The sequence below is a fragment of the Sphingobacterium sp. UBA5670 genome (genome assembly GCF_002420705.1).
GTDB lineage: Bacteria > Bacteroidota > Bacteroidia > Sphingobacteriales > Sphingobacteriaceae > Sphingobacterium.
Window position 1 is genome coordinate 15,740 of sequence record NZ_DIIM01000016.1, and the last position, 25,432, is coordinate 41,171.

Here is a 25,432-nt window from a genome sequence, read left to right on the forward strand (position 1 = left end):
TTTTGCTGGGGATAGCTTCATCGAATGGTTTTATGCTTATTGGAAATTTGGGGTCGTAACATTTTGGAGTTTGTTCGCATGTTAGTGCTAAGCTGAAGGGAAAAATAAAACGGAGGTAATTTATATTTCGTTAGGTAATCATGTTTTCAGCGATTGAAAGGCAAATGAGCTTGAAGCGGTCAGATGTTACAATAAGAGGAAAATTATTCCTCTTATTGTTATTCAGAGCGGTACTTTTCTATCTTTTGTTCAGTGTATTTACCTCTACTTCTGGTTTTCCTTTTAAGACAATCCTTACAGTTTTTTCTTCGTGTAACTGCAGGTCTTGATTCGAATTGACATTCGCATTTGCAGAAACATTGATCCGTCTTGGTTGCCGTGGTTGAATATTTTCGACCTTTACTTCTTCAATTATCGGTGAAACATTTTTTGATGGAGCAGGCTCTATTTGAGTATCCGCAAATTTGATTCGTTCAACACGTACCTCATCGACTATTTTCGGTGATTTTTGAGGTGGGGTAGATTTTTTCTTGGGTGCCGGGAAACGTATTTTATCTTCTTGCTGGTAAGCAGCGCTCGGCTGGGATTTCATTGGAGCTGTAATATCTTTTTTCGGAGGACTAGGCCGGGTTTCGTTAGCTTTGGGAGCACCTGGTTGCCTTGAGGCTGGTGGAGCTGTTAAAGGTTTGGCTGGTTTCTCTTTTTCTGTTTTAGCCGGCGTTGTTTTTTGTGCCTCTACATGTGTTGAAAACAAGATAGAAATGGCTGCTGTCAGTAATAAAGTAAGCCCGGGCATTAGCAAGAGCCTACCTTTGGTTGTTCTTTTTTGTAACATAATTAATCGTTTTTTTGTTGTTAAGAAATTAAAATTACTGGCCGGTAATGCGTTTATATCAGGTGTGGACATACTCCACTCGATAATCAAATGTTGGTATCTCAATTTTTCATGAACCTGAACGACTGCATGATCTGCAAGGTATTCGTGCGTTTGTCGAATCGATTTTTGGATAAAATAGATAAAGGGATTGAACCAAAGAAGTATACACGATAGCTGCATGAAAAGTACATCGACAGAATGGTATTGATTCGCATGCGCTTGTTCGTGGGCTATAATTGACTGATCAATAATCCCCCGTTGATAGGCTTCCTTGGGAACATAAATTTTTTGAAAAAATGAAAATGGTGTTTTTAAACCTGTTATAACATAAATGGAATGATCATTGCTTGGCGCAGCAGCATGAATATAAGCCAAGAATTTGCGATATAACAATAACTGTTTCGACAGTAATGCTATGGCGACAATTGCATAAACCAGCAGAACAATGCTGTACCAATCGATAGGATCGTGATGGGGAAGTGCTAAATCCATTGTCTGCCGCATATTGACTGCTGCAAGGGAGCGGGATGTATTGCTTCCGTCGCTGAATAAGTTCGGAATATCAAATGGAACAACAATCGTTATCAAAGGAATGATGGCAGACGAAGGGATAATTCCAAGTAAATAAAGCCGGTTAAATACGAGCAGCTTCTGATTGCGTAGTACCGACCAATAGATAAGATACAGTAAACCCGAACAGGTTATCAATTTTCCAATGTATAGGATCATGTCTCTTTGTTTTTTATTTCGGAATCAATTATATTCTTCAGCTCTTCCAGTTGCTCCTTGCTTAATTGTGATTGTTTCGTGAAAAAAGAAGCAAACTTTAAAGCTGAATTGTCGAAGTAGGTTTCTACGATATCATTGACGTGTGCTAAATAATAGTTGTCTTTAGCGATTAATGGATAATACTCTCTCGAATTCCCATAAAGCACATAAGATATTGCCCCCTTTTCAGTCATTCGTTTCAATAATGTAGCAACAGTTGTCGGAGCAGGTTTGGGTTCGGGATAAGCTTCCATAATATCTTTCATAAATGCTTTTTTCATCTCCCAGATGTAGCCCATCAATTGTTCTTCCGTAGCTGATAATTTATTCATACTACAAATATAGAATTCATTCTACATACTGTAGAATTAAAATATGTTAAATAATTCTTTTTTATTTTATTTAATTGATTTTTAGTGTTTTAATTTATTTTTCTATTGGAGATAAAAGGGGGTTTAGCAACAGGGTTCTTCTTTTTATCTTGACTATCAGCACTAGCTATATACAAATAGTAAGGGGGCAGGGGATGGTATTGCAGCTTTGGGATAAAGAATCTGTCATTTCATCTGGATAGGCTGCGAATAGAAACTTTAGACGGTTCAGTGCGTGGCAAAGGAGATAAATAAAACAAAACTGGAGATATTGCTATTATATTCCTGTGGGTGGATATAGTGTAACCTTACCGTCTCTTCATAGAAAAATTGGATCTTTTTGGATAGATAAATCAATTAAGACAGCAGCAGATAAACTTGAAATAAATAATGGCAAAACTTTTTTTAGTCCGACATGGACAGTCGCAATGGAATTTAGAAAATCGCTTTACGGGCTGGCAAGATATTGATATTACCGAATTAGGACAGCGAGAAGCGCGACAGGCTGGCGTGGCCTTAGCACATGAACCAATTGATATTGCTTATACTTCAACACTTATAAGAGCGCAACATACATTAAAAATTATTTTGGACGAAATGGGAAATCCTCCCATTCCGATTGTGATAGATGCAGCATTGAATGAGCGGGGCTATGGAAAACTTGAGGGGTTGAACAAGGACGAAACAGCAGAAAAATATGGGGCTGAGCAAGTGCATATCTGGCGAAGGTCTTTTGATACTCCGCCACCAGGAGGGGAAAGCTTAAAAGATACTTACGAGCGTGTTATTCCTTACTATGAACATGTTATAGCAGCACAGCTTAAAGTGGGTAAAAATGTGCTTATTGTTGCACACGGTAATAGCTTAAGGGCACTGATTATGTATTTGGAACACCTTTCTCCAGAACAGATATTGGAACGGGAGATTGCTACCGGACAACCGATCACGTATCAAATCGACGGATAAACATTCTATATTCAAATACCAATTTTTGCAATTTGTTACTCGATTGTTAGGGTCATATCAATAGCAATTTTTGAGAAATTTACGTTAATGTAAGAGGTTTATTTGCTTAATAATTAGCTTGATACCAAGTTCAAGAGTTGATTGTGAAAAATCCTGCCATACGGATGATGTGCAGGATTTTGTTGCTTATATGATCTTTATTCTATTTCAAAACGAATTTAAATCCTAGAGAAAAACGCGATGGCTCGAAATTAGATCCATGGGAAAGATTCCACCAAGGTTTCCAGTCGAAATGCATCGCTAACGGGGCAGAAGGAATTCTGAACTCTAGACCTAAGGTTGGACGGATTGCAAAGTCCGTATGTGTTTTTCCATCTTTCCAGTGATAATCGTCATACCAGTCATCATGCCATTTGCCATAATCAATAAAGGACACCTGTGGACCAACACCGATATACCAAGAAAGACCCCGAGATCCCGGAATACGTTTGTTGTATGAATAATCAACGCCGATAACAGTAATATTGTCTCCAAATAATACTTGCGCGTTCCCGGCATCATTTCCACCAAAATTGTGCTTAATCTGTGGACCGAAAAGTGTTTGACCGTCGCCAACGTCTATTCCTAAACCAATAGCTGTGCGATAAGGTGTTTGTGCATTTACTTGTTGATGAGCAACAAATAATAGTGTAAAAAGTGTAAGAAAAGGTAGAATTACTTTTTTCATGATAAATTAAAAAAATTGAGTATTGAGTTTTCGCTCAGAAAACTTTCGCTGTTGAAACAAATAGTTTGCCAAATATTTTTTTAAATGTTTTGATAAACAATAAATGATTTGTAACTGCTTATCTTTTAATGTGTTTTTTTTATGGATAATTTAAAATAACGCCAACTATCTACGCAATGGAATTGTTCCAGTTGCAAAAGGACTGCTTTCAATAGCTAATCTAAGGTGGGATTGTTCTATATCACTGAACTGTTTTAATATTTTGCAAAGAAGAAAAAGATGGAGAAACTAATAATCAGTAAGAAAAAAATTGAAGACTGGATAGCGCAGGGATACGATGTGCTACAAGATGGTAAATTAATTAAAATTGAGGGTGATCTACAGGAATTTCTACGGCAATTTGCACAGGACACGGCAGATACTGTACCAAAAACTTACTTGTTAAAAGAGCTGCTAACTTGGCCGGACGAAGAGCTTGAAAAATTGTAATACGCATTATGGAACAAATGAAAATAGCTACGGATAAAATTGTACCGCTTGATTTTGAATCGGATGAATTGCCTGCTGAAATTAGATCACTTCGTCCAGTGGTATTTAGAGAGGAAACTTCCTATTGGTGCCTATTGGGGCCAGATCCACATCAAGGTATATTCGGAAACGGTGAAACCGTTATGGATGCCCTAGCCGATTGGTTAGAAAATTTACGTCTGCGTTTAAAGACCGTAGATGAGGACGATGAAGTAGCAAATTATGCTAAGGAAACCTTGCGTGCATCCAATCGCGACGTATGGTGAAAGCTTGTATTTTTTTGGTTGATGTATCCGCGCGTGGATAGTATAAGAGTAGCCTATGGTCTTAGTACACCCTTGTTTTCCATTATAGCGTCAAGATTGCTTTGTTGTATTGCCCAAAGGGAAAAAATGGCCTATTTAAAACAGGGATCAATGGAAATAGCTTGGGCAGTTGCCATGGACAGTTCGGTTTTAAGGCATTTTCACACGAAAGGGCTGTCATGTTTCAATCTAAATTTTCTCTGTCCAACTTGAATTTATCCATCCTGTGCTAAAAAGAACAAAGTTTTTAAATTATTGAAAAAATGAATTTAGCCAATTGATAGGGTATATCTAAAAGACAGGCTCCACGTTTTATGAAAGACTATCTGAAATGGATTTAGTTTCCATTTGGTGACTTTTCAGACGGTTGACCCGTAGTAGGAGTTCTCATGGGCTAAAAGGCTTCGCCATAAAAGCTGAAACTCCTAGGTTAAAGGCTTCAATATGGTTCGAGATCTATAAATTGGTCAAAAGGATTGCAGCAAAGAAGGTTTGATGAACCTTGGTTTAAGTTGATGATTTAAAATCTATACGGGCAGCGATTAGCTTAGGTAACTACTTTATCCAGGGCAAAGGGATCATTGGAAGATCTAACGATAGGATGTAATATGGCGTTCGATGCGCTCACTTGACGGAGTAATGATTAATATGCCGCAATGATTTCTATATTGATTCGAAGGAAAAAAGTTATAGGAGCACTATTGAATAAATTTCGAAGTAATCCCTCTTTTCTTGATATAGAAATTCAGCGCTCGACCAGCCTCTGTAGGTCGATCTGTACTTAATATATCGGCGCCGCGGTCAATAAATCCAGCATAGACTTGGAATCCTTTTTTGTCGGCCTGTTTGTCCAGGTTACCAAGTGTGCCCAATATACACATGATGCCGTGGTCATGTAGTACTTTTGTCAATTGGGGATCCGCTTCCCGTGTTCCAACGAAGGCCAATAAACGATTGTCGGGGATATCCTTTTCATTGAGTCTTGCCAGATCATTTGTCGTATTGATAGAAGCCGAAATCATTAAGTCTCCGGCAAGGCTATGGACTTTGGCGGCCTGGTTGGCACTATAGGTAATGATGACTACACTAGATTCTGCGCGTTGTTTACGAATAGCATTGATAACAGCTTCATAGGGTACATCGTTCTTGATGTCTAACGTGAAAATTACCTTTCCTTTTCCCCAGGATAATGCTTCTTCCAGCGTCGGGATCTTATAGGGCGTTATTTTTTTGTTGTTATCTAATAGACGGAGTTGTTTGAGTTCCGATAAAGTGCTGGCACTTACAGGTCCTCTGCCTGTGGTTGTACGGTTTAATGTATTGTCATGCATCAACACCAATGCTGAATCTTTACTGATGCGGACATCACACTCAACAAGAACAGGCTGCAGACTCGCGTTATATGAAAATGTTTCGATAGCATTCTCAGGGTATCCGGATGCCGGGCCACCACGATGTAAACTGACCAAAGGATAGCGATTATCGTCATAGGTCAGAAACTGATATAATTCCTCTACATTCTGAAGCTGTATACGTTTACCCACTGGCAATCCATCTGTATTGGCTCCATTACGAAAGCAGCTGCTTGCCACAAAGCAGATCAATAAAAGGAAGTAGTGTCGTATACGGATATTCATCATCTATTTATTGTGCTGATTAATTAGATCGGCTAATGTCTCCAAGCTCGTATTTAACTGGTCGATGGTCAGATGTGCCTGTGTGTAGTAGGGTTCCCTCTCGGTCAACTTTTCTTCAATAAATACGCGGAGTTCCTCAGGAGATTTTCCGATCAGAATAGGCCTCTTGTGTAATTTTGATTGAGAAAGGCGATCAAAAAGTGCTTTGGGTGACATCTGTAAATAGACGGTATAACCATTCGCCTTTATCCATTCCATGTTATCAAAGAAACAGGGGGCACCGCCACCGGTAGATATTACGGCCGCATTCTCAGCAAATTTACGCAATTGTTCGCGTTCTAAAGCCCGGAATGCGTCTTCACCATGTTGACCAAAATATTCGGTAATACTCATGCCAATTTGTTTTACAATCTCCTCATCTGTGTCAATGAAAGGGAGTTCAAGTTTGGCAGCAAGTTTCTTACCCAGGGTAGTTTTTCCACTTCCCATATAACCAATCAAAAATATAGGTTTAGGCATGTTTGTTATTTGTCTTTACTTAGAAATTTATCTTCAATGGTCTTGGCATCCGGAAAATTATTGTAATGCCATTTTCCTACAACATTGCCTCCCTTTAGCAGCAGTACGCCGGGATTTGCTCTGACCATACTTTTCAAAGGAATGAGATCGGCATAGAAGATCTCCGCAATTAATTGCATTTTATCACTCAGATATTGAGCGTCTTTGGATGCAGAAGCAGTCAATAGAACAACGCGGAGTCCATTATAATCTTTTGTTAATTGGATGGCTGCCTGGTTGATCTTTTGGATAGCGTCAATATTGGTTGAAGAGAGATCTTTTGCAACGATTACAAGATTATAATAAGGGTTGGCAATGATTTCCTGTGTATGATCTGCACCATCAGCGTCTGTAATTAAGAGATCAGGAATAGGGATGTCATATCCTTTTTTTACTAATCTACTCTCAGGCTCACCTATAATTTCCCATGATTCATCTTCCCATAGTTTATCAGCCATATAGACTTTGTCATTGACCTTTTTTGTCTCGCCCGTCTTTTTATTTTTCATGGTATAGATTTGCTCAAACACATCACCTTGTTTGCCTTCAGGTAACACCATGAGCGAAGGCAAGTTGTTACCAACTTTGTAGGGTAAGAAATCAATAAAGGGGAGGTAGTTTACGGTGTAAACACCAATACCTAAGGAGATGATCGCAGTAATCAAAGTAGCAACGAATTGATTGCCTGATCCTTTGATAATTGATCGTAATTGTTTTCGGTTAAAAAATATAATAAGGATCAACGCCAAGAGCACCAGATCTTTAGAAAATGATTGCCAAGGTGTGAGTGGGATGGCATCGCCAAAACAGCCACATGAGGTAACGACCTCAAAAAATGCCGAATAGAAGGTTAGAAAGGTGAAAAACAGGATCAGCAGCAGCAGGCCCCAAGCAACGGCATTTGCATAGACCCCCAGTAATAACAGTGCTCCTAACAAAATTTCAAAGCCACAGATTACCACAGCGATGGCAGTAGCGTATTCGTTAAAAGCTGTGAGATGAAAGACCTCAAAGTATTCCTGGAGCTTATAGCCAAACCCTGTCGGGTCATTTGCTTTAATAAAACCTGAGAATATGAAAAGAAGTCCCGTAAAAATCCGGCAAAATCCTAAAAGATAATTTGTTTTGGTACGCTGCTGTGTAGCTGTCATAATCCGATTATTGTTGTGCGATTCCTAATTTAATTAATGCAAAAACTGCGTAATTGAGCATATCTTGATAGTTGGCATGAATGCCTTCGGAGACAAGGGTTTGTCCATCATTATCTTCAATTTGTTTAACGCGGTGTATTTTCATCAGAATAAGATCCGTCATGGAAGAGACTCGCATATCGCGCCATGCCTCACCATAATCGTGATTTTTGGCAAGCATGAGGTCTCTGGTTTCAGTAACCTTTTCGGTATATTTCTGATTCACAAAGGTAGGATCCAAATTTTCTTCGCCATCTTCACCCAAATCAATCTGAATCATGGCCATGACACAGTAATTGATAATACCGATATATTCGTCAACAATTCCTTCGCCCACCTTGGAAACCTTCTTGATTTCTAGCGTGCGTATACGTTGTGCCTTAATGTAAATCTGATCCGTAATGGAAGATAGGCGCATAATCCGCCATGCCGTTCCATAATCTTTTGTTTTTTTAATAAATAAATCCTGACAATGTCTGATAACACTGTTATATTCCTGAATGGTATCCATATCGTTGATTGAAGAAACTTGATGAGACAAGTTGTGATTACACTACAAATATAATTAGAAAATAATACTTCCAACGGTCAAATGAATGTACAATTTGTGCTTTATTGCTAAAATATAAGCAATAATTTTGGATATTACCACAATTAAAAGTTCGCAATAACAAGGGGCAGCTGTATTGTGCAAGTGCATGGCGTCAATTTCTCGTTTCCTATAGCCTCAAACGTTTAAATATAGGTAACTTTAGATAAGTTTGATCAGTTTGCACGGTATTGCCAACTTTGAAGATCGTAAAAATATAAATTCATGGATTTTAAACAACCTGTTATTAGAGAAGTAGAGATCATCCGATATGTTCAGCCATTTCGGGAAGGTGGATCTTTACCAGCATTAGTCGATGCCGATGACGGCTTTAGTTATGTTATAAAATTTAGAGGGGCAGGTCAGGGACGAAAAGCATTGATCGCTGAACTGATCGGTGGAGAGCTGGCAAGATTGCTAAAATTGAGAGTTCCCGAAATTGTATTTGCGGAGTTGGACGAATCCTTTGGCCGGACGGAGCCCGATGAGGAAATTCAGGACCTGCTCAAATTTAGTGTAGGCAAAAACCTGGGACTTCATTTTCTGAGTGGAGCCATCACATTTGATGCGAATGTTGATGCTATCGGCGCGGAGGAAGCATCGAAAATTGTCTGGTTGGATTCTCTCTTGATGAATGTTGACCGCACCGTGCGGAATACAAATATGCTGATATGGCATAAAGAACTTTGGTTGATAGACCACGGCGCTTCCTTATATTTCCATCACAGTTGGGATAACTGGGAAGAACAATCCCTAAAACCATTTGTTCAGATTAAAGATCACGTATTGCTAAAAAATGCCAGTATGGTGGAGAAAATAGATCAGGAATACCGTTCTCTTTTTACGGAAGCCGCATTTCGGGGAATATTAGCTGTGGTACCCGATGAATGGCTTGAAGATCCTGAACGCGAGCTTTCGGCTGCCGATGCGCGCGAAGTGTATGTTTCTTTCCTGAACAGACGTGTAGGACATTCATCCATTTTTGTAAAACAAATAGAAGATGCCAGAAAAGACCGTATATGAGTATGCTGTGGTACGTTTAATACCACGAGTGGAGCGAGAGGAATTTATCAATGTAGGTGTAGCTCTTTACTGTCGTAAGCATCGTTTTGCGAAGATGGTTTATCTGGTCAATGAACAAAAGGTCCGATCGCTTTGTCCGGATATAGAATTGGAATTGATTGAGAATCATCTTTCTTCCTTCCAGCGAATCTGCCATGGGGAAAAGGATGCCGGCAAACTTGCGGCACTGGATATGACCGAACGATTCCGTTGGCTGACAGCCAAGCGGAGTACCCTGATTCAATGTTCGGCATCGCATCCCGGATTGTGTGAGGACCCCGAAGCGACATTGAAAGAGCTGTTTGAACGATTGGTCCTTTAAGCTGAAAGAATTGCGCCTTTTATTAAGGGGCAATAAATGATGGTCAATGGACTCAAGATTTAATAATAAGGCTTAATCTATCAATATTGTATAGTATATTTGTTTTAATAAACTAGTGAAGATGCATGATTTTTATCAACATATCTATGAACAGCAATTGGCTGTCCTAGAAATGCCTTCTAATAAGAAGATCTGTGGATGGGCTATCCGAATTGTGGATGTACTCTTCCCGGAACGAAATTCTGGCGAGATGAAATCGGTCGATGATGTAAAGCTCGCTTTTGAACAATTTGAATTGGAGTTGGAGCAGCTCTTGAGTAAATCCAAGGCATGTCAAAGCTGCAATCATTCGGAGGTAGCACACCGGTTTTTTGAACGGATTCCGCAGCTTTATGAATTGATGTGCTGGGATGCGGACGCGTTAATGGAAGGAGACCCTGCCGCACAGAATAAGAGAGAAGTCGTACGCACCTACCCGGGATTCTTTGCGATCTGTATCTTTCGTATGGCCAATGAATTACATCGGTTGGGTGTACCTTTGATACCCCGTATATTGACAGAACATGCGCATTCCAAAACAGGGATTGATATCCATCCCGGAGCAACGATAGGTCATCATTTACATATTGACCATGGAACTGGGCTGGTGATCGGCGAAACCTGTACCATCGGTAACTATGTGAAGCTTTATCAGGGTGTAACCTTAGGAGCGTTGAGTGTGGATAAGGTTTTTTCCAATGTAAAACGCCATCCCACGATAGGTGACCATGTGATCATCTATTCTGGAGCCACAATCCTCGGTGGTGAAACACACATCGGCCATCATTCAGTTATCGGCGGGAATGTGTGGTTGACTAGTTCTGTAGAGCCTTATACTACCGTGTATCACCAGGCTTCATCAAAATTTATAGACTCAAAACCAATAATATAGATACCATGGGAAATATCATAGATACCATAGGAAATACTCCCTTAGTAGAGATTACACAATTTCATACAAATCCCAAAGTGCGGATCTTTGCGAAAATGGAAGGGAATAATCCTGCTGGTTCAGTTAAAGATCGTGCGGCGTTAAATATGATCCGTTCGGCAATGGAGCGGGGCGATATTACAAAAGATAGCAAATTGATTGAGGCAACGAGTGGCAATACAGGAATCGCATTGGCAATGATTGCAGGTATATATGGACTTAACCTCGAGCTTGTGATGCCAGCCTCTTCAACGCGGGAGCGAACGCTTACGATGGAGGCTTACGGGGCGAAAGTTACTTTATTGGAATCCATGGAAATATGTCGCGATTATGCAGAAGAAAAAGCCGAAAAAGAAGGCTATTTTATATTGAATCAATTTGCAAATCCAGATAATTACGAAGCGCATATCAAAACAACGGGACCTGAAATCTGGCGCGATACCGAAGGCAAAATTACGCATTTCGTCAGTGCTATGGGGACTACTGGAACAATTATGGGAAACTCCATCTATCTGAAAGAAAAAAATGCAGCCATTCAGATCGTAGGCTGCCAGCCCACACCTGAATCCTCCATACCAGGCATACGGCGTTGGCCCGAAGCCTATCTGCCTAAAATTTTTGATCCAAGCAGGGTCGATCGCGTCATTGATATATCCCAGCAGGAGGCTACAGCGCTTGCTCGCGAGCTCGTTAAGCGTGAAGGCGTTTTTGCAGGAATGAGTACCGGCGGAGCTTTTGCCGGAGCACTAAAAATTGCAAATGAAATCGAAGAAGGTCTTATTGTCTTTATCGCCTGTGACCGCGGGGATCGCTATTTGAGTTCAGATCTTTTTGGCTAAGAACCAATACGAACAATACCAAGCCCACTATGGATCTTTGCTTACTTAAAGCGATCTATAGTGGGCTTTTTGCCGCTAGCTATCAGCGCCAAATGTGAGTAGATTGCTGTCGGGATCCAAAATCGAAAACTCACGCTGCCCCCATGGCTTAGTTTCAAGTTGGCCATTGGGATGGATGGCAACGCTATTTTCTTGAAATGATTGATATAAACGATCAATATCGTCTGTACGGATATAGACCATACCATAATTTTCTTCGGGTGGAAGTTCTTGGAATTCAAAAAAATGAATTTCAATATGGTCTTTTTTTAGCATCAGGTAACCTTCGTACTCGACTGTTCCACATAATGAAAATCCAAGTTTATGTAGATAAAAATCTTTTGTGATGGTTTTGTTGCGCATGGGCAGTTTGGGATGAATGGCTGTCAGTGTCATCTGTATATAATTAATAAGTCGAGTTTAATCCATATGAATAACCTAGTTGAAATATAATCATTTATCGTAATACTTTAATCTCGTTTCTGTTAGGTTTGCTCGTTTTATGCCTGATTTTTTTGAGTTTCTTGACCTGTAATTTTTTATTAATAACATTTGGTTATGACTTATTTGTAATTGTGTCTTTTAAAATAATTAAGAGTTATTCAATTTTGTGCCAAATCAAGGTATCATTGTCATGGACAAAAAAATAAATACAGCAATTCGTTACCGACAATTGCTCAATCGCAAAGTATCCGTTCGGGAAATCATTTTTATCGTCTTATTCATCTTGTGTTTGACACCATTCATTTCAGCACCGCTGGCTTTACTCCTAGGTATCATCGTTGCACAATGGATCGGCCACCCCTTTTTGGCAATCAATCACAGGGCTACACAGATTTTATTGCAGATCTCTGTCGTTGGACTTGGATTCGGGATAAATATCGACTCGGCTATTCAGACTGGGAAGCAGGGATTTATGTTGACCGTTATTTCCATCATCGGAACATTGTCATTGGGGTATCTCCTGGGGAAGCTGCTTAAGTTGGAAAAGGTGACTGCTTATTTGATTTCCGTTGGTACAGCAATTTGTGGCGGAAGCGCTATTGCCGCGGTGTCACCGACCATAAAAGCCAATGAGAAACAGGTCAGTGTGGCCTTAGGAACGATTTTTTTACTCAATGCCGTCGCTTTATTTGTCTTTCCGGTCATCGGTCATTTGCTTGAACTCACACAGACACAGTTTGGTCTATGGTGCGCGGTCGCTATTCAGGACACAAGTTCAGTAGTTGGCGCGGCGAGTAAATATGGCAATGAGGCACTGCAGGTCGCGACGACAGTGAAATTAACAAGAGCCCTGTGGATTATTCCAATCGCATTTTTAAGTGCATTAGCTTTCAAAACCAAGGGAGCAAAAATTAAAATACCTTATTTTATCGGGCTATTTGTGCTGGCCGTTATCTTAATGAGTTATATCCCTTTTTTTCAACATATCGGAAGCTATGTTGTCCATATTTCCAAAATGGAGCTCACCTTAACGTTGTTTTTAATTGGAGCAAGTTTGTCTAGGGAAGTCCTGTTGTCAGTAGGCTTTAAGGCTATATTACAGGGCGTAATATTGTGGCTAGGCCTATCAATACCAGTGCTTGTCTATATCTATTTTTGTCTCTAGGAATCTAAAGTATATCGCAGCATAATCATATCTTTCAATAATGTGCCGTTTTCATAAATAGGCAGCTCATAATTTTCGATGAAAAAATCTTTACGGATAGCGTATTTAACAAAGCCATTTCGTTCATAAAAACGGATTTGGGCCAATCCGCAATCTGCAGTGCCAACAATTAGGTTAGGATATTGCTGGTAGTTCGTTTTGATAAACTCAAGTAACTGACTTCCCAACCCCATGGATTGAAAGTCTGGCGATACAGCGATATTTTTAATTTCCAAGGTTTCAGAATCGACTGGATATAAACAGAAAACAGCGATCGGCTTTGCTGTTTCAAATACAACATAAACTAGAGAGTCATAGAGGTATTTGTCGATCGCAGCAACTGTTTCATCTGCTAAAAGCAACAAATCATAAGGGTAATCCTTATGATTTGTGATAAGTTTTATTTGAAAGCTATCGCGCATTTATAAAGATTTCGCTAACTGCCTTGCGTCTAAAGCCTGAATTAATTAAAATGATATAAGAAGATAACATCACCCACGTAAGCCGGTTTTGCACTGTCTTTGATTTTCAATGTAGCTTCAATGGTAACTTTAATAACCCCTCTCAAATTGACGACCGATTTTACTTGCGTATGTAGCTGTACAGCATTGTCAACCAAAACGGGTTGTGCAAAACGCAAATTCTCAATCCCATAGTTGATCTCCATTTTAACATTCCGTACTTCAGCAATCTGTTTCCATAAATAAGGAATGAGTGACAAAGTCAGATAGCCATGGGCAATAGTCGATTTAAAAGGACTTTCAGTTTTTGCTTTTTCGCTATCCAAATGAATCCATTGATGATCAAGGGTTGCATCCGCAAATTGATTAATTTGTTTTTGATCAATAACATGCCATTGGGATTCGCCTAATGATTTTCCTTCAAAGGCTTTGTACTCTTCATAATTGTTAATTATTGTCATATGTGATCTCTTTATCGCGTTTTGTTGGTATCGATCCCCTAATTTACCAAGAGGAGATATGAATTAGTGGCTAAATATAGCTATAGTTTTAGGAATCCTATGCATTTCCTTTATTCAAATGATCATCAAATCAAATATCCACGAGTTTGGTACACCGACATTGATGAAGATAAACTGGATATTCCATGCAGTCTTTAAAGAACAAATTATTTACATAGGGCCGGCAAAGCTTGTTTATCCTCAATGCGACTGCATTGTCTGCGTATTACCATAGGTATTTTCAACGTAGGATCTGAAATTTTCAAGTATGGCCTGCCATCCATTGCGTTGCATATCAATAGGGTTTTCCGATTCTGCATCGAAAATTACAGTGACATCCGTGGCGGACTTTTTTTCATGAAAGCTGACTTCAACATGACGGCCATCCGGCATGACATAGGCTATTTTTTTAAAGGGATCCAATGCGGTATAGGTACCTTCAAAATCAAAACCCATAGATCCGTCTTTTGCCTCCATACGGTTTTTAAACTTTCCGCCGATGCGTAAATCATTGACTGAGCTCGTGCAGTGCCAATCATCTGAAGCATGGTTCCATTGTATAATATCCTCCGCTGAGTTATATGCATTCCAGATTGTTTCTACGCGTACGTTAATATGGGTTTCAATCTTTATCTGTTCCATATAATGTTAATAATGTTCTCTAAGTAATAACAGGAAAATTTGTGTTTTGTTATATCTGTTGTCAGATAAATAACAAGATATTATAAAAAGTGTAAAGCTGAAACTTATTTTAACCTAACCAAATGGTTTTAATAGAGTTTTGTTAACTTTATGCTATCTAATACTTAAACATGATATATATGTCCTCCAAATTGCTTGTTATCTTCTTTTTTCTATTTTCTCCAGGTTTGATTTTTGCGCAGCAGTATAAAACCACAACTGATGTTGCTTATTGCAAACCAGACGAGCCAGATTCTTATAAGAAAGAACGTTGTAAATTGGATATCTATATCCCGACTGATCGTAAAAATTTTGCTACCATTGTCTGGTTTCATGGCGGCGGTCTAGAGGGAGGAAACAAATTTATTCCCCTTGAACTTAAAGAGAAAGGTGTGGCGGTAGTGGCCGTCAATTATAGACTGAGCCCAAAAGTCAAAGCACCCGGTTATATCGAAGATGCTGCAGAAGCCGTCGCTTGGACCTTTGAGCACATCGCCAGCTATGGTGGTGATCCTTCAAAGATTTATGTATCAGGTCATTCTGCAGGTGGGTATCTGGCTTTAATGGTTGGCTTGGATAAACATTATCTTCAAAAATTTGGTGTTGATGCAGACCGCATAAAAGGACTGGCTCCGATAAGTGGGCAGACCAATACGCATTATACGATTAAAAAAGAACGTGGACAATCCATGGTGATCCCGCAGATTGATCAGTTTGCACCGCTCTCATTTGCACGGAAAGATGCACCTCCGATTCTCCTGATCACTGGCGATCAACAATTGGAAATGGCTGCACGATTCGAAGAAAATGCGCATTTGGCAGCAATCTTAAAGCAGGTAGGGCATACCAAAACCTCGTTGTACCAGCTGCAGGGCTTCGATCATGGGGGCGTCTATGCTCCCGGCTGCCTACTGATGATGAACTGGATCGGCAGGCTTGAAAAATAGTTTTGATGCTTTCAAAAGACAGAAGGAATTAAAGTGGACCAAAATATTATAAACAAAATAAAAAATATTACAATTGCCCATTCGAAAATTCTACCGACATTTACCTCCAAAGTATATACCTTTACTTTGCAAATTTTAATCTGTTATGTGGGCGAAACGCAATATCGTTTTTATAATCTGTGTGCTGGGGCTTTTTTTAGCACCAAATAGGTTATTTGCCTGCCATGAAACGTCAGAAAGGCCAAAACAGGAAGAAAAATCCTGTTGTCTGGATGAAAAACAAACGACAAAGGATGCTGAAAATGGAGATTGTTGTAAAGATGGAACAGCTGAGTCGACAAAATCAGATCGCCATGCAAACGACTGTGGTAAACACTGCGGTGAAAAATCATGTCGTACATCTCCTCAATGCAATCCTATTGTTTCAGAAATCGAAGCACAGTCTATTTTACCCATGTATGCTGATGCTTTAAGTTCTTATGCGCGCTATAAACAACCTTATTGCGCAGATGCTTATTTTTCCATTTGGCAACCTCCTCAGATAGCTTAATAATCGACTGATAGCCCATGCTATGTCCTTTTGGGTAGATTGTTCTATCCAATACCAAGTTTATTTAGCTTATGAAAACCCCTGTTGATCCATTGGATTAAAGACTCGAATGCAGTAAATCGCGGCAACTGGGGTTTTCGTCAGTATTTTTTATCTACAAACATATTATAATCATGAAATTAATTCCATTATTTGGTTTAGTAATTCTAGCATTACTATCCAACGAAAATACCTATGCACAAATTAAAAATGCAAAGATAGCAACTGCAAAAATTCTTGGAAATACGACGGCTGCTAAAACGATAATTGAAAAAGAAGGCAGCACCAAGTCCGCTAAAGTCGACTGGAACCAGACCACCAAACTTGCGGTTATTACCTATGACTCTTCAAAGACAAGTGAGGATGAGGTTCTTAAACGTGTTGCCTTAGTGGGATTCGATAATGAAAAGTTCCTGGCTCCAAATGATGCTTATGCCCAATTGGCAAAAGCTGAACAATATGAAAGAGTGCTAAAGCCAGCATCAAAAAATCGAGCTGAACAACCGATCGATCATAATAACCATAGTCAGGGCGGGCAAATAGCAGATCATGTTTCAACTGCGGAGAAAGCAAAATTAGCAGATGAAAAGACCGCATTTGCGCAATTGGCAAATTCTTACTTTGCGCTAAAGGATGCTTTGGTGAAGACAGATGCAGTGGCGGCAGCAGCTCAAGCAGAGACATTTCAAACTGCAATCAAAACTGTCGATATGAATAAACTTAGCCACGATGAACATACCATATGGATGAAGGTTATGAGTAAGCTGGCAACCGACGCGACAGGTATAAGTAAAAATAAAGATGTTGCTAAGCAACGGGTGGCTTTTGCTTCTCTTTCAAACGCTATGTATGAGTTGCTGAAGGTGAGTAAATTGGATGGACCTATTTATTATCAGCATTGCCCGATGTTTAATGAAGGCAAGGGTGCGCATTGGTTAAGTAAGGAGAATGCAGTGAAAAACCCATTCTTTGGTGCGCAAATGATTAGTTGTGGAAGTACAATAGAAACGTTAAACTAATCGCCCTCCTTATGGATTATTTTCACATTGGTTGGCTTGTACAACGGCATCTGTACGCTGTGTAGGACTTCGCAGTGATGCAAAAGTCTGGGTAAACTATTTGATATTGATTTTGTTGATAAGTTTATCAGTTACACCATTGATCACGAGACACTAACGTGCGAGACTGATCTATCAGTATGGGGTAGGACCTATGAGTAACGGAATACGAAATCAAGTAAATGAATTAAGATGAGTAAAAAGAGTAATATATTAACGGTTGTTTTACTATTGATGGCACAACTGACAGTGCTGGCCCAGAAAGTGGTTCGTCATGACCTTTACGTACGGGATACAATTGTCAATTATGCCGGCAAATCAAAACGGGCAATCGCTGTAAATGGACAGATTCCGATGCCTACACTGACTTTTACAGAAGGAGATACAGCGGAAATTGTTGTCCACAATGAGTTAAAAGAGAGTACTTCGCTACACTGGCATGGTATTTTTCTGCCGAACAAAGAAGACGGTGTGCCACACCTGACGCAAGAACCTATAAAGGCGAATTCGACTTATACCTATCGTTTTCCGATAATTCAACACGGTACACATTGGTATCATTCGCACTCGGGCCTACAGGAACAGATCGGTATGTATGGTAGCCTTATTCTCAACAAGCGTGCTGATGATAAGACTTTCCGAAAAGGAATTGATGATTTACCCACGCTTCCCGTTATATTGAGTGAATGGACAAATTATAACCCCGATAACATTCAGCGGATGCTACACACGGCCAACGATTGGGCCGCGATAAAAAAAGGGGCTACACAATCGTACGTCGAAGCAATTAAAGAAGGGAAGTTTAAGACGAAAGTCACGAATGAATGGAAACGTCAGCTAGCGATGGATGTCAGTGATGTCTATTATGATAAAGTCTTAATGAACGGGGCTCATTCCACGGATTTAAAGTCGGTGAATGGTCAAGCATTGAAAGCAGGAGATCAAGTGCGTTTACGAATTTCCAACGGTGGTGCTTCGTCTTATTTTTGGCTGCGCTACGCAGGTGGTAAAATTACCGTTGTTGCAAATGATGGGAATGATGTGGTACCTGTTGAGGTCGATCGATTAATGATTGCAGTATCGGAGACTTATGATGTCGTTGTAACAATCCCAAATGAAGGTACAGCTTACGAATTCATGGCAACAACAGAAGATCGAACACAATCTGCCAGTTATTTTGTCGGAAATGGTATCAAACAGTTGATTTCCCCACTTCCCCGCCTTAAATATTTTGAAGGGATGAAGATGATGAACGACATGATGAAGATGAATGGGGATCTCAATGATATGGGCATGAAGATGAGTCTGAATCAGATGGATATGAATGTGGTGATGTATCCCGAAATTACAGGTGATGGAAAGAAAAAAGAAGATCACAGCAAACATAGCGGTATGGATCATGGACAAATGAAAATGGACGAAGATCCTAATCGTTATAATGCCAATGCATTGGGTGATATTGTTACGCTAAACTATGCGATGCTGGAGTCTCCTCAGGGGACTGAACTGCCTAAAGAAGCGCCGATACGAGATCTCAAATTTACCCTTACAGGAAATATGAGTCGTTATGTATGGAGCATGGACAATAAAATTCTCTCTGAAACGGATAAGATACCTGTAAAAAAGGGCGAGGTATTACGCATTACCATCTATAATAATTCAATGATGCGTCATCCGATACATCTGCACGGTTTTGATTTTCGATTGCTGAATGGTAAAGGGGCAAAAGCACCACTGAAAAATGTGGTTGATATCATGCCAATGGAAACGGATACAATCGAATTCCTGGCGAATGAAGAAGGGGACTGGTTTTTCCATTGCCACATTCTGTATCATATGATGGCCGGGATGAATCGCGTTTTTGCCGTAGACGATTATAAAAATCCCTATCTTCCGGACAAAGCTAAAGCCTATAAAGAATTGCAGATGGAAAGCAATATGACTCATTTCATGGCGCAAAATGACTTTGCTACCAATGGAAATGACGGTCAGGCGATGTTTCAGAATGCCCGTTGGCAACTTGGTTCCGAATGGCGATTGGGTTATAACGATATGCATGGCTATGAGGTAGAAACCCACTTGGGAAGATTTTTTGGGAAAATGCAATGGTTTATGCCTTTTGTTGGTTTTGATTATCGCTATCGCCGCATGGGCGAGGACGAACACGAGAAAAATATTTTTGGGCAAGCCAATAAAAAAGATAGCCGCAAAGCTGTAAGCCTCGGTTTTATGTACACTTTGCCCATGTTGGTCAATTTTCAGGCGGAGATGTATCACGATGGTATTGTGCGGCTGCAGCTGATGCGTGAAGATATTCCAATTTCTAGAAGGATCCGCGGCGATTTTATGTTCAATTCCGACCTAGAATATATGGCTGGACTAAATTATGTTATCACCAAAAATATGGCTTTCAGAACGCATTACGATAGTGATATGGGCTTTGGTGTAGGCTTGTCGTTGAATTATTAATAAGTAGATTTTTTAACTGTTTCGGGGGGCTTTGCTGAACGCAGAGCCCCTTTTTTTTGTTCGGTTAAAACAGGGAGCAATTACTAGATAGATTCTGAAATAAAACGGATTTCAAACTTATATTATCCGGACTAAAATCGGACTTTATACGCTTTCATCCGAATGAGGTCCCTATAAAGTCCGAATAAGGTACCTATAAAGTCCCTGTTATTTAATAAAAAAGTACCGTATTGTTTGCTCCTTATGAGGTAAGAGTTCATAAAATCTGTTAACAAAAGAGAAAATCATAAAGTCGTAAGTTTCTCATCGTGTCAATCGATGTGTTTGTATGGGTAAAAACACCGTTTGTAGAAATAATTTGGTAATTAATAAGATAATCTTTAGAATTATCAATAGTTAGGGAAGAAGATCTTTTATCATCCGAATGAAAGTATTCAGTCCAAGTTCTGACGGTGAATCTGACCATTAAATATATTTTATGATGATGAATACAGCATATAAACAAAAGAGTTTAGGGATTATAAGTGTATGTTTACTAATTGCATGCTTCTTATTCTCATGTAAAAAAGATACGCCAGATGTTCCGGTAAAAAGAAATGAAAAATGGAGAACCCAAGCTAAAACGGATAGCATGGGGAATCAATACTATGTGGTAAATACGTTGGACAATACATTAGAGATCAGAGTCGATAATAAAGATGGAAAGACCATTTTTTCAGAAGTTTGCCCGACAATTGAAGCAAGTGAGATTCCTGAAAGTTCAAGAAAGCTTTTTACCTTTCTTGTTGCGCCTAGTAAATATATCAATGCCAATCATGCCACGCTTTCATTAAGAATTGTGCTCGATAACCTAGATATACAAGAAAAACATATTCAGCTTCTGGCTAATATAGATCTTGATAGTAAGAAATTTTATACCAAAAAGTATAAAGTTGAAGAACCCTTAGACTGGACTTATAAAGTTCTAGACAATCAATTAGTTCAGTGGTATGGTAATTCGTTGTTGGTCCGGGAGGGGACAGATAAAGACCTTAACCGGGGTGGCGGTTTTATGGGGCTTGGACAGCGGGGAACGCAGTTGGTCTGTTATGAGCGGGATTTTTCCATTCGCTATACCAAGGATATTGATGCTTCTGATGCTTACTACCCTTCTGGTGGTTTATGGAATATACCGATTAACAACTATGAATATATGCTGTTCTTAAATGACGGCTATGTGGGTAGGATGCAAATAGTCGCTAGTGTCGAGGACAAATGGGCGGGAAAACAAGTTGTTATCTGGCGAGATAACCTAAAGGAGACAAATAATATTCCGGCAGATTATTCTGTGAAAATTACCGATTATAATATTCAGAATAATGTGGTAAGTGCTAGTTATAATATCTATGATGAAAAGGGACAGTTAAAAGAGAAGAGAAGTCGAAAATGGGCAATCGGTAATGGAATGCCACTTGGTAGTTAGTAGCGGCAAAATCGTTTTTATTCTTCATACTTATGATGTTAGTTATGTTTGGGAGGTAGGTTTGGTCCGAGGTGGTACAAGCTGTAGTGAGCAAAATCTTGACGGTACTTGGAAAAGGGGAGGCATCTTTCCTATATTTTCACATGAATTGGAGATGGGGAGGTCTAATAAAGGCTGGTTTGGATTCCAAATTACCAATATAAAAGAGGAATAGTATATTCAATAAAAAAATAATTACAATATGCAAAAACTGGGATTATTGATAATTCTTTTTACATTATTTTCTTGTAAAAAGGGAGAGGAAGCATACAGTGCACATGTTCATAGCGAGGTACGATTAGCTTTGACAGACGGAGAGGGAAATAATATTTTTGAGTCAAAAGGAGGTTCATTGGGAATGGGTGATGTGGATTTATATTATGTAAACAAGGCAGGTGAGAGGGAAATCCAAAATCACTCGAATCTTGACCTTCCTAAAAATATGGAAATAGTAGATGAAGAAAGCCTAAAGGAGAAAGTACTTAAAGTTTTTGGGAATCTTACTCCACAAAATAATGATTATGCGGAAAGTATATTAGTTGTAAAAGGGTATTCTGATATATCAATCAAATTAAAAGTTGAAAGGACGGATTCTATGATAGGTTATTCTCAGATTTTAATCAATGGAAAACAAATATCAGAAAGCAATCTTGGCAATCCTATTGAGGTGAAATTGATTAAGCTAAAAAATGATTAAAAATAACATTTGGCTAGCTATTGATCATTATTCTAATGGTAAGGTTTCTGATAAGACATACCAGCTTTTATATTAAAGATATCATCACATTAGAAGAAATAGAGCGGATTAAATCGACTTATTGCTAATAATCAAGTGGCAATTTAATTGATTACAATTCTCTATAATGTAAAGCATGGCTTAGTTCCATTCGACGATATAATTCAGAATATAGGGATACAGTTAATCTTATTATACAATAATAGATTCCCTCAGTTTAAATATAATGGCAATAAAATATTGGCAGTTCTGAGCGTTATATTTGGAAGAAAATTGTGACGGTTCCAATTATTTTTCTTTATTATATTTAGTGAATTTTTGACTACATATTGAATAAAAAGATATTAGTAGGTAAACCGATCTTAAAATGAGAAGTGAAATTATTTGGGGAAAATGGTATACACTGTATGTTCGGGTGGTCGTGCATATAATTTTTTGGATGCTGGTCTTTTTTTTGTATTATTTTACATTTCGAAGACTTGGAGGAGATTATATGTGGATCTTTGTATTGAAGGAACTCTTTGTCACTGTAACCTTGTTTTATTCTGGAATTTGGATAATAACGAAATGGGTTACGAAAGGAAAGGTGTTGCCACTGTTGTTATTTATTCTCTTTTCCTATCTTTGGTGGCTAAATATTACCTATTTAACTTGTGAGCTTTTGAAGAATATCGTGCTTGAAACAGACGGTGGTATATACAAATACGTTCAATTTTTCGTTCGTGACGGATATTTTGGGGTTTATAAACTTGAAAAATTCCCTAGTGCTTTTCCCGATTTTCTGCTTCTTGTATCCATACCTTTAGCACCAAAACTGGTTAAGCTTCTTATCGCCCAAGGTAACAAAGTACTCTTGTTAGAAAAGAATCAGACAGAACTGAAACTCGAAAAGGCAAAGTTAGAATTAAAGAATACTAATCTAGAATTGGATAGAGCAAGTCTGGAACGAGATAACCTTAAAATGGAATTGGAAGCCCTTAAATCCCAGATCTCTCCCCATTTTTTATTTAATACATTAAATAGCGTTTATAGGCTAGCGGAAAAAAGAGAAACCAGTACCGCTGATACTATTATGAAATTGTCTAATATGCTTCGGTATATGCTCTACCAGGCTAATGATGATAAAATATTTATTGCCAAAGAAATTCAGTTTTTAAATGATTATTTGGATCTTATCCGGATCAGATTTGGTGACAGTGTTAATCTAAATTTTAATATAACGAGGATAAATGAGCCTTATCGAATCGTACCGCTGATCTTGTTGCCATTTATTGAAAATGCGATCAAACACGGGCCAGATAGAAGCAGAAAGGATGCCTGGATTAATGTTTCATTAACAATAGAAGATGGTATTTTAAGATTCGTTGTTGCAAATGGTATAAACAAAAACAATGCTGAATCACCCCAAGGCGGAATTGGATTACAGAATGTTAAAAGGAGACTGGAACTTCGATATAAGGATAGGTACACGTTAAACATGTCAGACAATCTGAATAGCTACTCCATAGTACTTGAAATTAAATTGTAATAAATCGTGCGATCTCGACTTTTGGCAGAGGTGTACTCTAAAAGAAAAAGACCCTGCATAGGTCAGACTACAAGAATAGTTTTTGTAGAATCTTTATGTTTTTATAGATAGGAAGTTTATGATGATTTTTAGTAACTATTCAGGTATATTAAATCATTGATTATCAGTAAATAGAATATTACAGAAATTGAACATTCTTAACAGAATTAAAAACTATCAAAATAAGATCTTGTAAATCAGATTTTTAGTATTTATCATATTTTAGCAATAAAACGCAATTAATTGATAATCAAACAGTGTTCTACCTGAATAGTTACGATTTTTAATAATTTACTTACATGTTTTGTTGTATTTTTTTTAATAAATTTAACCCTATAGTAAATGAGGAGTGAGAATATTTGGGGAAAATGGTATATACCTCCTGTCAGGGTAATCTGTCATGTTGCATTCTGGGCTTTGGTGTGCACTATTTACTATTTAACTTTCCTGAGATTTGGTGGTTCATATATTTGGGCATTTGTAATCAAGGAACTTATTGTTACAACAAGTCTTTTTTATTCTGCCACATGGTTAATTTCTAAGTGGGTGGCAAAAGGACAGGTAATACCAATTTTGCTTTTTTTTATATTTTCCTATTGTTGGTGGCTGGCATTCACATATATTACATGTGACTTGTTGAAGAATACGGTTCCATCTACAGATGAACGTATATATAGATATGTGAATTACTTTCTTAAAGATGGGTTTTTAGGCATATATAACCCTGATAAAGCACCAGTACTAATTTTAGACTTTTTATTTCTGGTCTCATTACCTTTGACACCCAAATTAGTTAAATCAATTGTAGAACACGCAAATATAGTGTTAGTAATGGAAAGAAATAAGACCAGATTAGAGCTTGAAAAATCTATTTTGGAGCGAGATAATCTGAAATTGGAGCTAGAGATATTAAAATCTCAGGTGGCTCCACATTTTCTTTTTAATACATTGAATAGTATCTATAGATTGGCTGAAAAGGATTCCCCGAAAACCGCGGAATCAATAATGCAGCTCTCTAACATGCTTGGATATACGCTATATCAAACTGATGACGATAAAATACATCTGTCAAAGGAAATTCAATTCCTGCGCGCATACCTTAATCTGATTACAACTAGGTTTGGACGGTATGTAAAATTAGATTTTCAAATAGATGAAATTAATGACCCTTATTGGATTGTCCCGCTTATGCTTCTGCCATTTATTGAAAATGCGATTAAACATGGTCCCGAACGAAGTAGAATTAATGCTTGGATTAAAATATCATTAAGTTTAAATGATGGTATTTTAAGATTCGTTGTTGCAAATGGTGTAAACAAAAACGGTGCTGAATCACCCCAAGGCGGAATTGGATTACAGAATGTTAAAAGGAGACTGGAACTTCGATATAAGGATAGGTACACGTTAAACATGTCAGATAATCTGAATAGCTACTCCGTAGTACTTGAAATTAAATTGTAATAAATCGTGCGATCTTGGCTTTTGGTAGAGGTGTACTCTAAAAGAAAAAGACCCTGGACTTTGGTA

The 25,432-nt window shown here is 38.5% G+C and carries 27 protein-coding genes; 16 read left to right on the forward strand and 11 right to left on the reverse strand.

Translation table 11 applies throughout. The features are described 5' to 3' along the window. Positions 1–238: 238 nt before the first annotated feature. Positions 239–1,606 (reverse strand): M56 family metallopeptidase, encoded by a 1,368-nt coding sequence (locus B3C94_RS13010; RefSeq protein ID WP_293904297.1) that lies wholly within the window; start codon positions 1,604–1,606, stop codon positions 239–241. Further along, complete coding sequence (locus B3C94_RS13015) at positions 1,603–1,977, reverse strand: BlaI/MecI/CopY family transcriptional regulator (protein WP_293904299.1); 375 nt, start codon at positions 1,975–1,977, stop codon at positions 1,603–1,605. The genes B3C94_RS13010 and B3C94_RS13015 overlap by 4 nt, the downstream gene beginning before the upstream one ends. Before the next feature lie 429 nt (positions 1,978–2,406). Here B3C94_RS13015 and B3C94_RS13020 point away from each other — a divergent pair, with 429 nt between their 5' ends. Next, positions 2,407–2,982: a 2,3-bisphosphoglycerate-dependent phosphoglycerate mutase gene (locus B3C94_RS13020; protein ID WP_293904301.1), complete on the forward strand. Its 576-nt coding sequence runs from the start codon at positions 2,407–2,409 to the stop codon at positions 2,980–2,982. 202 nt (positions 2,983–3,184) lie between these two features. Here B3C94_RS13020 and B3C94_RS13025 read toward each other — a convergent pair whose 3' ends face one another. Beyond that, a complete protein-coding gene (locus B3C94_RS13025) occupies positions 3,185–3,709 on the reverse strand; it encodes a hypothetical protein (RefSeq protein ID WP_293904303.1) in 525 nt (174 codons plus the stop codon). Between the two features lie 279 nt (positions 3,710–3,988). On the opposite strand from B3C94_RS13025, the gene B3C94_RS13030 reads away from it, so the two are divergent. Both B3C94_RS13030 and B3C94_RS13035 read left to right on the forward strand, forming a co-directional pair. Further along, on the forward strand, positions 3,989–4,198 hold the full coding sequence (locus B3C94_RS13030; RefSeq protein ID WP_293904305.1) for a hypothetical protein: 210 nt from the start codon (positions 3,989–3,991) through the stop codon (positions 4,196–4,198). Positions 4,199–4,206: 8 nt separating this feature from the next. Then, a complete protein-coding gene (locus B3C94_RS13035; RefSeq protein WP_293904307.1) occupies positions 4,207–4,503 on the forward strand; it encodes a hypothetical protein in 297 nt (98 codons plus the stop codon). Positions 4,504–5,240: 737 nt separating this feature from the next. Here B3C94_RS13035 and B3C94_RS13040 read toward each other — a convergent pair. From B3C94_RS13040 to B3C94_RS13055, 4 genes are read right to left on the reverse strand one after another with little or no spacing between them, the layout of a single operon-like run. After that, positions 5,241–6,182 carry a glycerophosphodiester phosphodiesterase family protein gene (locus B3C94_RS13040; RefSeq protein WP_293904309.1) on the reverse strand — a complete coding sequence of 314 codons (942 nt, stop codon included), beginning with the start codon at positions 6,180–6,182 and terminating at the stop codon, positions 5,241–5,243. Then, positions 6,183–6,698, reverse strand: coding sequence for a shikimate kinase (locus B3C94_RS13045; RefSeq protein WP_293904311.1), 516 nt, complete (start codon positions 6,696–6,698; stop codon positions 6,183–6,185). 5 nt (positions 6,699–6,703) lie between these two features. After that, the gene (locus B3C94_RS13050) at positions 6,704–7,888 is read right to left on the reverse strand and encodes a BT_3928 family protein (protein ID WP_293904313.1); all 1,185 of its coding nucleotides are present in this window, start codon (positions 7,886–7,888) and stop codon (positions 6,704–6,706) included. A 7-nt stretch (positions 7,889–7,895) separates the two neighbouring features. Next, entirely contained in the window at positions 7,896–8,438 is a 543-nt protein-coding gene (locus B3C94_RS13055) for a DUF1599 domain-containing protein (RefSeq protein ID WP_293904315.1), read from the reverse strand. A gap of 303 nt (positions 8,439–8,741) precedes the next feature. On the opposite strand from B3C94_RS13055, the gene B3C94_RS13060 reads away from it, so the two are divergent. From B3C94_RS13060 to cysM, 4 genes are all read left to right on the forward strand, one after another. Further along, positions 8,742–9,539 (forward strand): HipA family kinase, encoded by a 798-nt coding sequence (locus B3C94_RS13060; protein WP_293904317.1) that lies wholly within the window; start codon positions 8,742–8,744, stop codon positions 9,537–9,539. After that, positions 9,517–9,900, forward strand: a complete 384-nt coding sequence (locus B3C94_RS13065; protein WP_293904319.1) for a DUF3037 domain-containing protein — start codon at positions 9,517–9,519, stop codon at positions 9,898–9,900. Before B3C94_RS13060 ends, B3C94_RS13065 begins: the two co-directional genes overlap by 23 nt. Positions 9,901–10,021: 121 nt before the next feature. Further along, positions 10,022–10,831: a serine O-acetyltransferase gene (locus B3C94_RS13070; RefSeq protein WP_293904321.1), complete on the forward strand. Its 810-nt coding sequence runs from the start codon at positions 10,022–10,024 to the stop codon at positions 10,829–10,831. A gap of 5 nt (positions 10,832–10,836) precedes the next feature. Continuing rightward, the gene (gene cysM / locus B3C94_RS13075) at positions 10,837–11,709 is read left to right on the forward strand and encodes a cysteine synthase CysM (RefSeq protein ID WP_293904323.1); all 873 of its coding nucleotides are present in this window, start codon (positions 10,837–10,839) and stop codon (positions 11,707–11,709) included. A 75-nt stretch (positions 11,710–11,784) separates the two neighbouring features. Here the strand turns inward: cysM and B3C94_RS13080 are convergent, their stop codons facing one another. Next, positions 11,785–12,144, reverse strand: a complete 360-nt coding sequence (locus B3C94_RS13080; protein ID WP_293904325.1) for a bleomycin resistance protein — start codon at positions 12,142–12,144, stop codon at positions 11,785–11,787. A gap of 238 nt (positions 12,145–12,382) precedes the next feature. On the opposite strand from B3C94_RS13080, the gene B3C94_RS13085 reads away from it, so the two are divergent. Continuing rightward, complete coding sequence (locus tag B3C94_RS13085; protein ID WP_293904327.1) at positions 12,383–13,357, forward strand: YeiH family protein; 975 nt, start codon at positions 12,383–12,385, stop codon at positions 13,355–13,357. Here the strand turns inward: B3C94_RS13085 and B3C94_RS13090 are convergent. From B3C94_RS13090 to B3C94_RS13100, 3 genes are all read right to left on the reverse strand, one after another. Beyond that, a complete protein-coding gene (locus B3C94_RS13090; RefSeq protein ID WP_293904329.1) occupies positions 13,354–13,818 on the reverse strand; it encodes a GNAT family N-acetyltransferase in 465 nt (154 codons plus the stop codon). The genes B3C94_RS13085 and B3C94_RS13090 overlap by 4 nt on opposite strands. A 41-nt stretch (positions 13,819–13,859) precedes the next feature. Further along, positions 13,860–14,318: a MaoC family dehydratase gene (locus B3C94_RS13095; RefSeq protein WP_293904331.1), complete on the reverse strand. Its 459-nt coding sequence runs from the start codon at positions 14,316–14,318 to the stop codon at positions 13,860–13,862. A gap of 240 nt (positions 14,319–14,558) precedes the next feature. Further along, entirely contained in the window at positions 14,559–14,999 is a 441-nt protein-coding gene (locus B3C94_RS13100) for an SRPBCC family protein (protein ID WP_293904333.1), read from the reverse strand. Positions 15,000–15,178: 179 nt separating this feature from the next. Between B3C94_RS13100 and B3C94_RS13105 the strand changes: the two genes are divergently transcribed. From B3C94_RS13105 to B3C94_RS13140, 8 genes are all read left to right on the forward strand, one after another. Then, positions 15,179–15,985: an alpha/beta hydrolase gene (locus B3C94_RS13105; protein WP_293904335.1), complete on the forward strand. Its 807-nt coding sequence runs from the start codon at positions 15,179–15,181 to the stop codon at positions 15,983–15,985. Between the two features lie 145 nt (positions 15,986–16,130). Then, positions 16,131–16,535 carry a hypothetical protein gene (locus B3C94_RS13110; protein WP_293904337.1) on the forward strand — a complete coding sequence of 135 codons (405 nt, stop codon included), beginning with the start codon at positions 16,131–16,133 and terminating at the stop codon, positions 16,533–16,535. Positions 16,536–16,708: 173 nt separating this feature from the next. Then, positions 16,709–17,593, forward strand: coding sequence for a DUF3347 domain-containing protein (locus B3C94_RS13115; RefSeq protein ID WP_293904339.1), 885 nt, complete (start codon positions 16,709–16,711; stop codon positions 17,591–17,593). Positions 17,594–17,824: 231 nt separating this feature from the next. Continuing rightward, positions 17,825–20,101 carry a multicopper oxidase family protein gene (locus tag B3C94_RS13120; protein WP_293904341.1) on the forward strand — a complete coding sequence of 759 codons (2,277 nt, stop codon included), beginning with the start codon at positions 17,825–17,827 and terminating at the stop codon, positions 20,099–20,101. 631 nt (positions 20,102–20,732) lie between these two features. Continuing rightward, positions 20,733–21,563 carry a hypothetical protein gene (locus B3C94_RS13125; protein WP_293904343.1) on the forward strand — a complete coding sequence of 277 codons (831 nt, stop codon included), beginning with the start codon at positions 20,733–20,735 and terminating at the stop codon, positions 21,561–21,563. Between the two features lie 241 nt (positions 21,564–21,804). Further along, on the forward strand, positions 21,805–22,299 hold the full coding sequence (locus tag B3C94_RS13130) for a hypothetical protein (RefSeq protein WP_293904345.1): 495 nt from the start codon (positions 21,805–21,807) through the stop codon (positions 22,297–22,299). 406 nt (positions 22,300–22,705) lie between these two features. Then, on the forward strand, positions 22,706–23,866 hold the full coding sequence (locus tag B3C94_RS13135; protein ID WP_293904347.1) for a sensor histidine kinase: 1,161 nt from the start codon (positions 22,706–22,708) through the stop codon (positions 23,864–23,866). Between the two features lie 381 nt (positions 23,867–24,247). After that, on the forward strand, positions 24,248–25,366 hold the full coding sequence (locus B3C94_RS13140; RefSeq protein ID WP_293904349.1) for a sensor histidine kinase: 1,119 nt from the start codon (positions 24,248–24,250) through the stop codon (positions 25,364–25,366). The last annotated feature ends 66 nt before the right edge of the window (positions 25,367–25,432 follow it).

Excerpts from the sequence above, each read along its gene's own strand:
- B3C94_RS13010 (WP_293904297.1), bottom strand. The coding sequence starts at position 1,606 with ATGATCCTATACATTGGAAAATTGATAACCTGTTCGGGTTTACTGTAT.
- B3C94_RS13015 (WP_293904299.1), bottom strand. The coding sequence starts at position 1,977 with ATGAATAAATTATCAGCTACGGAAGAACAATTGATGGGCTACATCTGG.
- B3C94_RS13020 (WP_293904301.1), top strand. The coding sequence starts at position 2,407 with ATGGCAAAACTTTTTTTAGTCCGACATGGACAGTCGCAATGGAATTTA.
- B3C94_RS13025 (WP_293904303.1), bottom strand. The coding sequence starts at position 3,709 with ATGAAAAAAGTAATTCTACCTTTTCTTACACTTTTTACACTATTATTT.
- B3C94_RS13030 (WP_293904305.1), top strand. The coding sequence starts at position 3,989 with ATGGAGAAACTAATAATCAGTAAGAAAAAAATTGAAGACTGGATAGCG.
- B3C94_RS13035 (WP_293904307.1), top strand. The coding sequence starts at position 4,207 with ATGGAACAAATGAAAATAGCTACGGATAAAATTGTACCGCTTGATTTT.
- B3C94_RS13040 (WP_293904309.1), bottom strand. The coding sequence starts at position 6,182 with ATGATGAATATCCGTATACGACACTACTTCCTTTTATTGATCTGCTTT.
- B3C94_RS13045 (WP_293904311.1), bottom strand. The coding sequence starts at position 6,698 with ATGCCTAAACCTATATTTTTGATTGGTTATATGGGAAGTGGAAAAACT.
- B3C94_RS13050 (WP_293904313.1), bottom strand. The coding sequence starts at position 7,888 with ATGACAGCTACACAGCAGCGTACCAAAACAAATTATCTTTTAGGATTT.
- B3C94_RS13055 (WP_293904315.1), bottom strand. The coding sequence starts at position 8,438 with ATGGATACCATTCAGGAATATAACAGTGTTATCAGACATTGTCAGGAT.
- B3C94_RS13060 (WP_293904317.1), top strand. The coding sequence starts at position 8,742 with ATGGATTTTAAACAACCTGTTATTAGAGAAGTAGAGATCATCCGATAT.
- B3C94_RS13065 (WP_293904319.1), top strand. The coding sequence starts at position 9,517 with ATGCCAGAAAAGACCGTATATGAGTATGCTGTGGTACGTTTAATACCA.
- B3C94_RS13070 (WP_293904321.1), top strand. The coding sequence starts at position 10,022 with ATGCATGATTTTTATCAACATATCTATGAACAGCAATTGGCTGTCCTA.
- cysM (WP_293904323.1), top strand. The coding sequence starts at position 10,837 with ATGGGAAATATCATAGATACCATAGGAAATACTCCCTTAGTAGAGATT.
- B3C94_RS13080 (WP_293904325.1), bottom strand. The coding sequence starts at position 12,144 with ATGACACTGACAGCCATTCATCCCAAACTGCCCATGCGCAACAAAACC.
- B3C94_RS13085 (WP_293904327.1), top strand. The coding sequence starts at position 12,383 with ATGGACAAAAAAATAAATACAGCAATTCGTTACCGACAATTGCTCAAT.
- B3C94_RS13090 (WP_293904329.1), bottom strand. The coding sequence starts at position 13,818 with ATGCGCGATAGCTTTCAAATAAAACTTATCACAAATCATAAGGATTAC.
- B3C94_RS13095 (WP_293904331.1), bottom strand. The coding sequence starts at position 14,318 with ATGACAATAATTAACAATTATGAAGAGTACAAAGCCTTTGAAGGAAAA.
- B3C94_RS13100 (WP_293904333.1), bottom strand. The coding sequence starts at position 14,999 with ATGGAACAGATAAAGATTGAAACCCATATTAACGTACGCGTAGAAACA.
- B3C94_RS13105 (WP_293904335.1), top strand. The coding sequence starts at position 15,179 with ATGTCCTCCAAATTGCTTGTTATCTTCTTTTTTCTATTTTCTCCAGGT.
- B3C94_RS13110 (WP_293904337.1), top strand. The coding sequence starts at position 16,131 with ATGTGGGCGAAACGCAATATCGTTTTTATAATCTGTGTGCTGGGGCTT.
- B3C94_RS13115 (WP_293904339.1), top strand. The coding sequence starts at position 16,709 with ATGAAATTAATTCCATTATTTGGTTTAGTAATTCTAGCATTACTATCC.
- B3C94_RS13120 (WP_293904341.1), top strand. The coding sequence starts at position 17,825 with ATGAGTAAAAAGAGTAATATATTAACGGTTGTTTTACTATTGATGGCA.
- B3C94_RS13125 (WP_293904343.1), top strand. The coding sequence starts at position 20,733 with ATGGGGAATCAATACTATGTGGTAAATACGTTGGACAATACATTAGAG.
- B3C94_RS13130 (WP_293904345.1), top strand. The coding sequence starts at position 21,805 with ATGCAAAAACTGGGATTATTGATAATTCTTTTTACATTATTTTCTTGT.
- B3C94_RS13135 (WP_293904347.1), top strand. The coding sequence starts at position 22,706 with ATGAGAAGTGAAATTATTTGGGGAAAATGGTATACACTGTATGTTCGG.
- B3C94_RS13140 (WP_293904349.1), top strand. The coding sequence starts at position 24,248 with ATGAGGAGTGAGAATATTTGGGGAAAATGGTATATACCTCCTGTCAGG.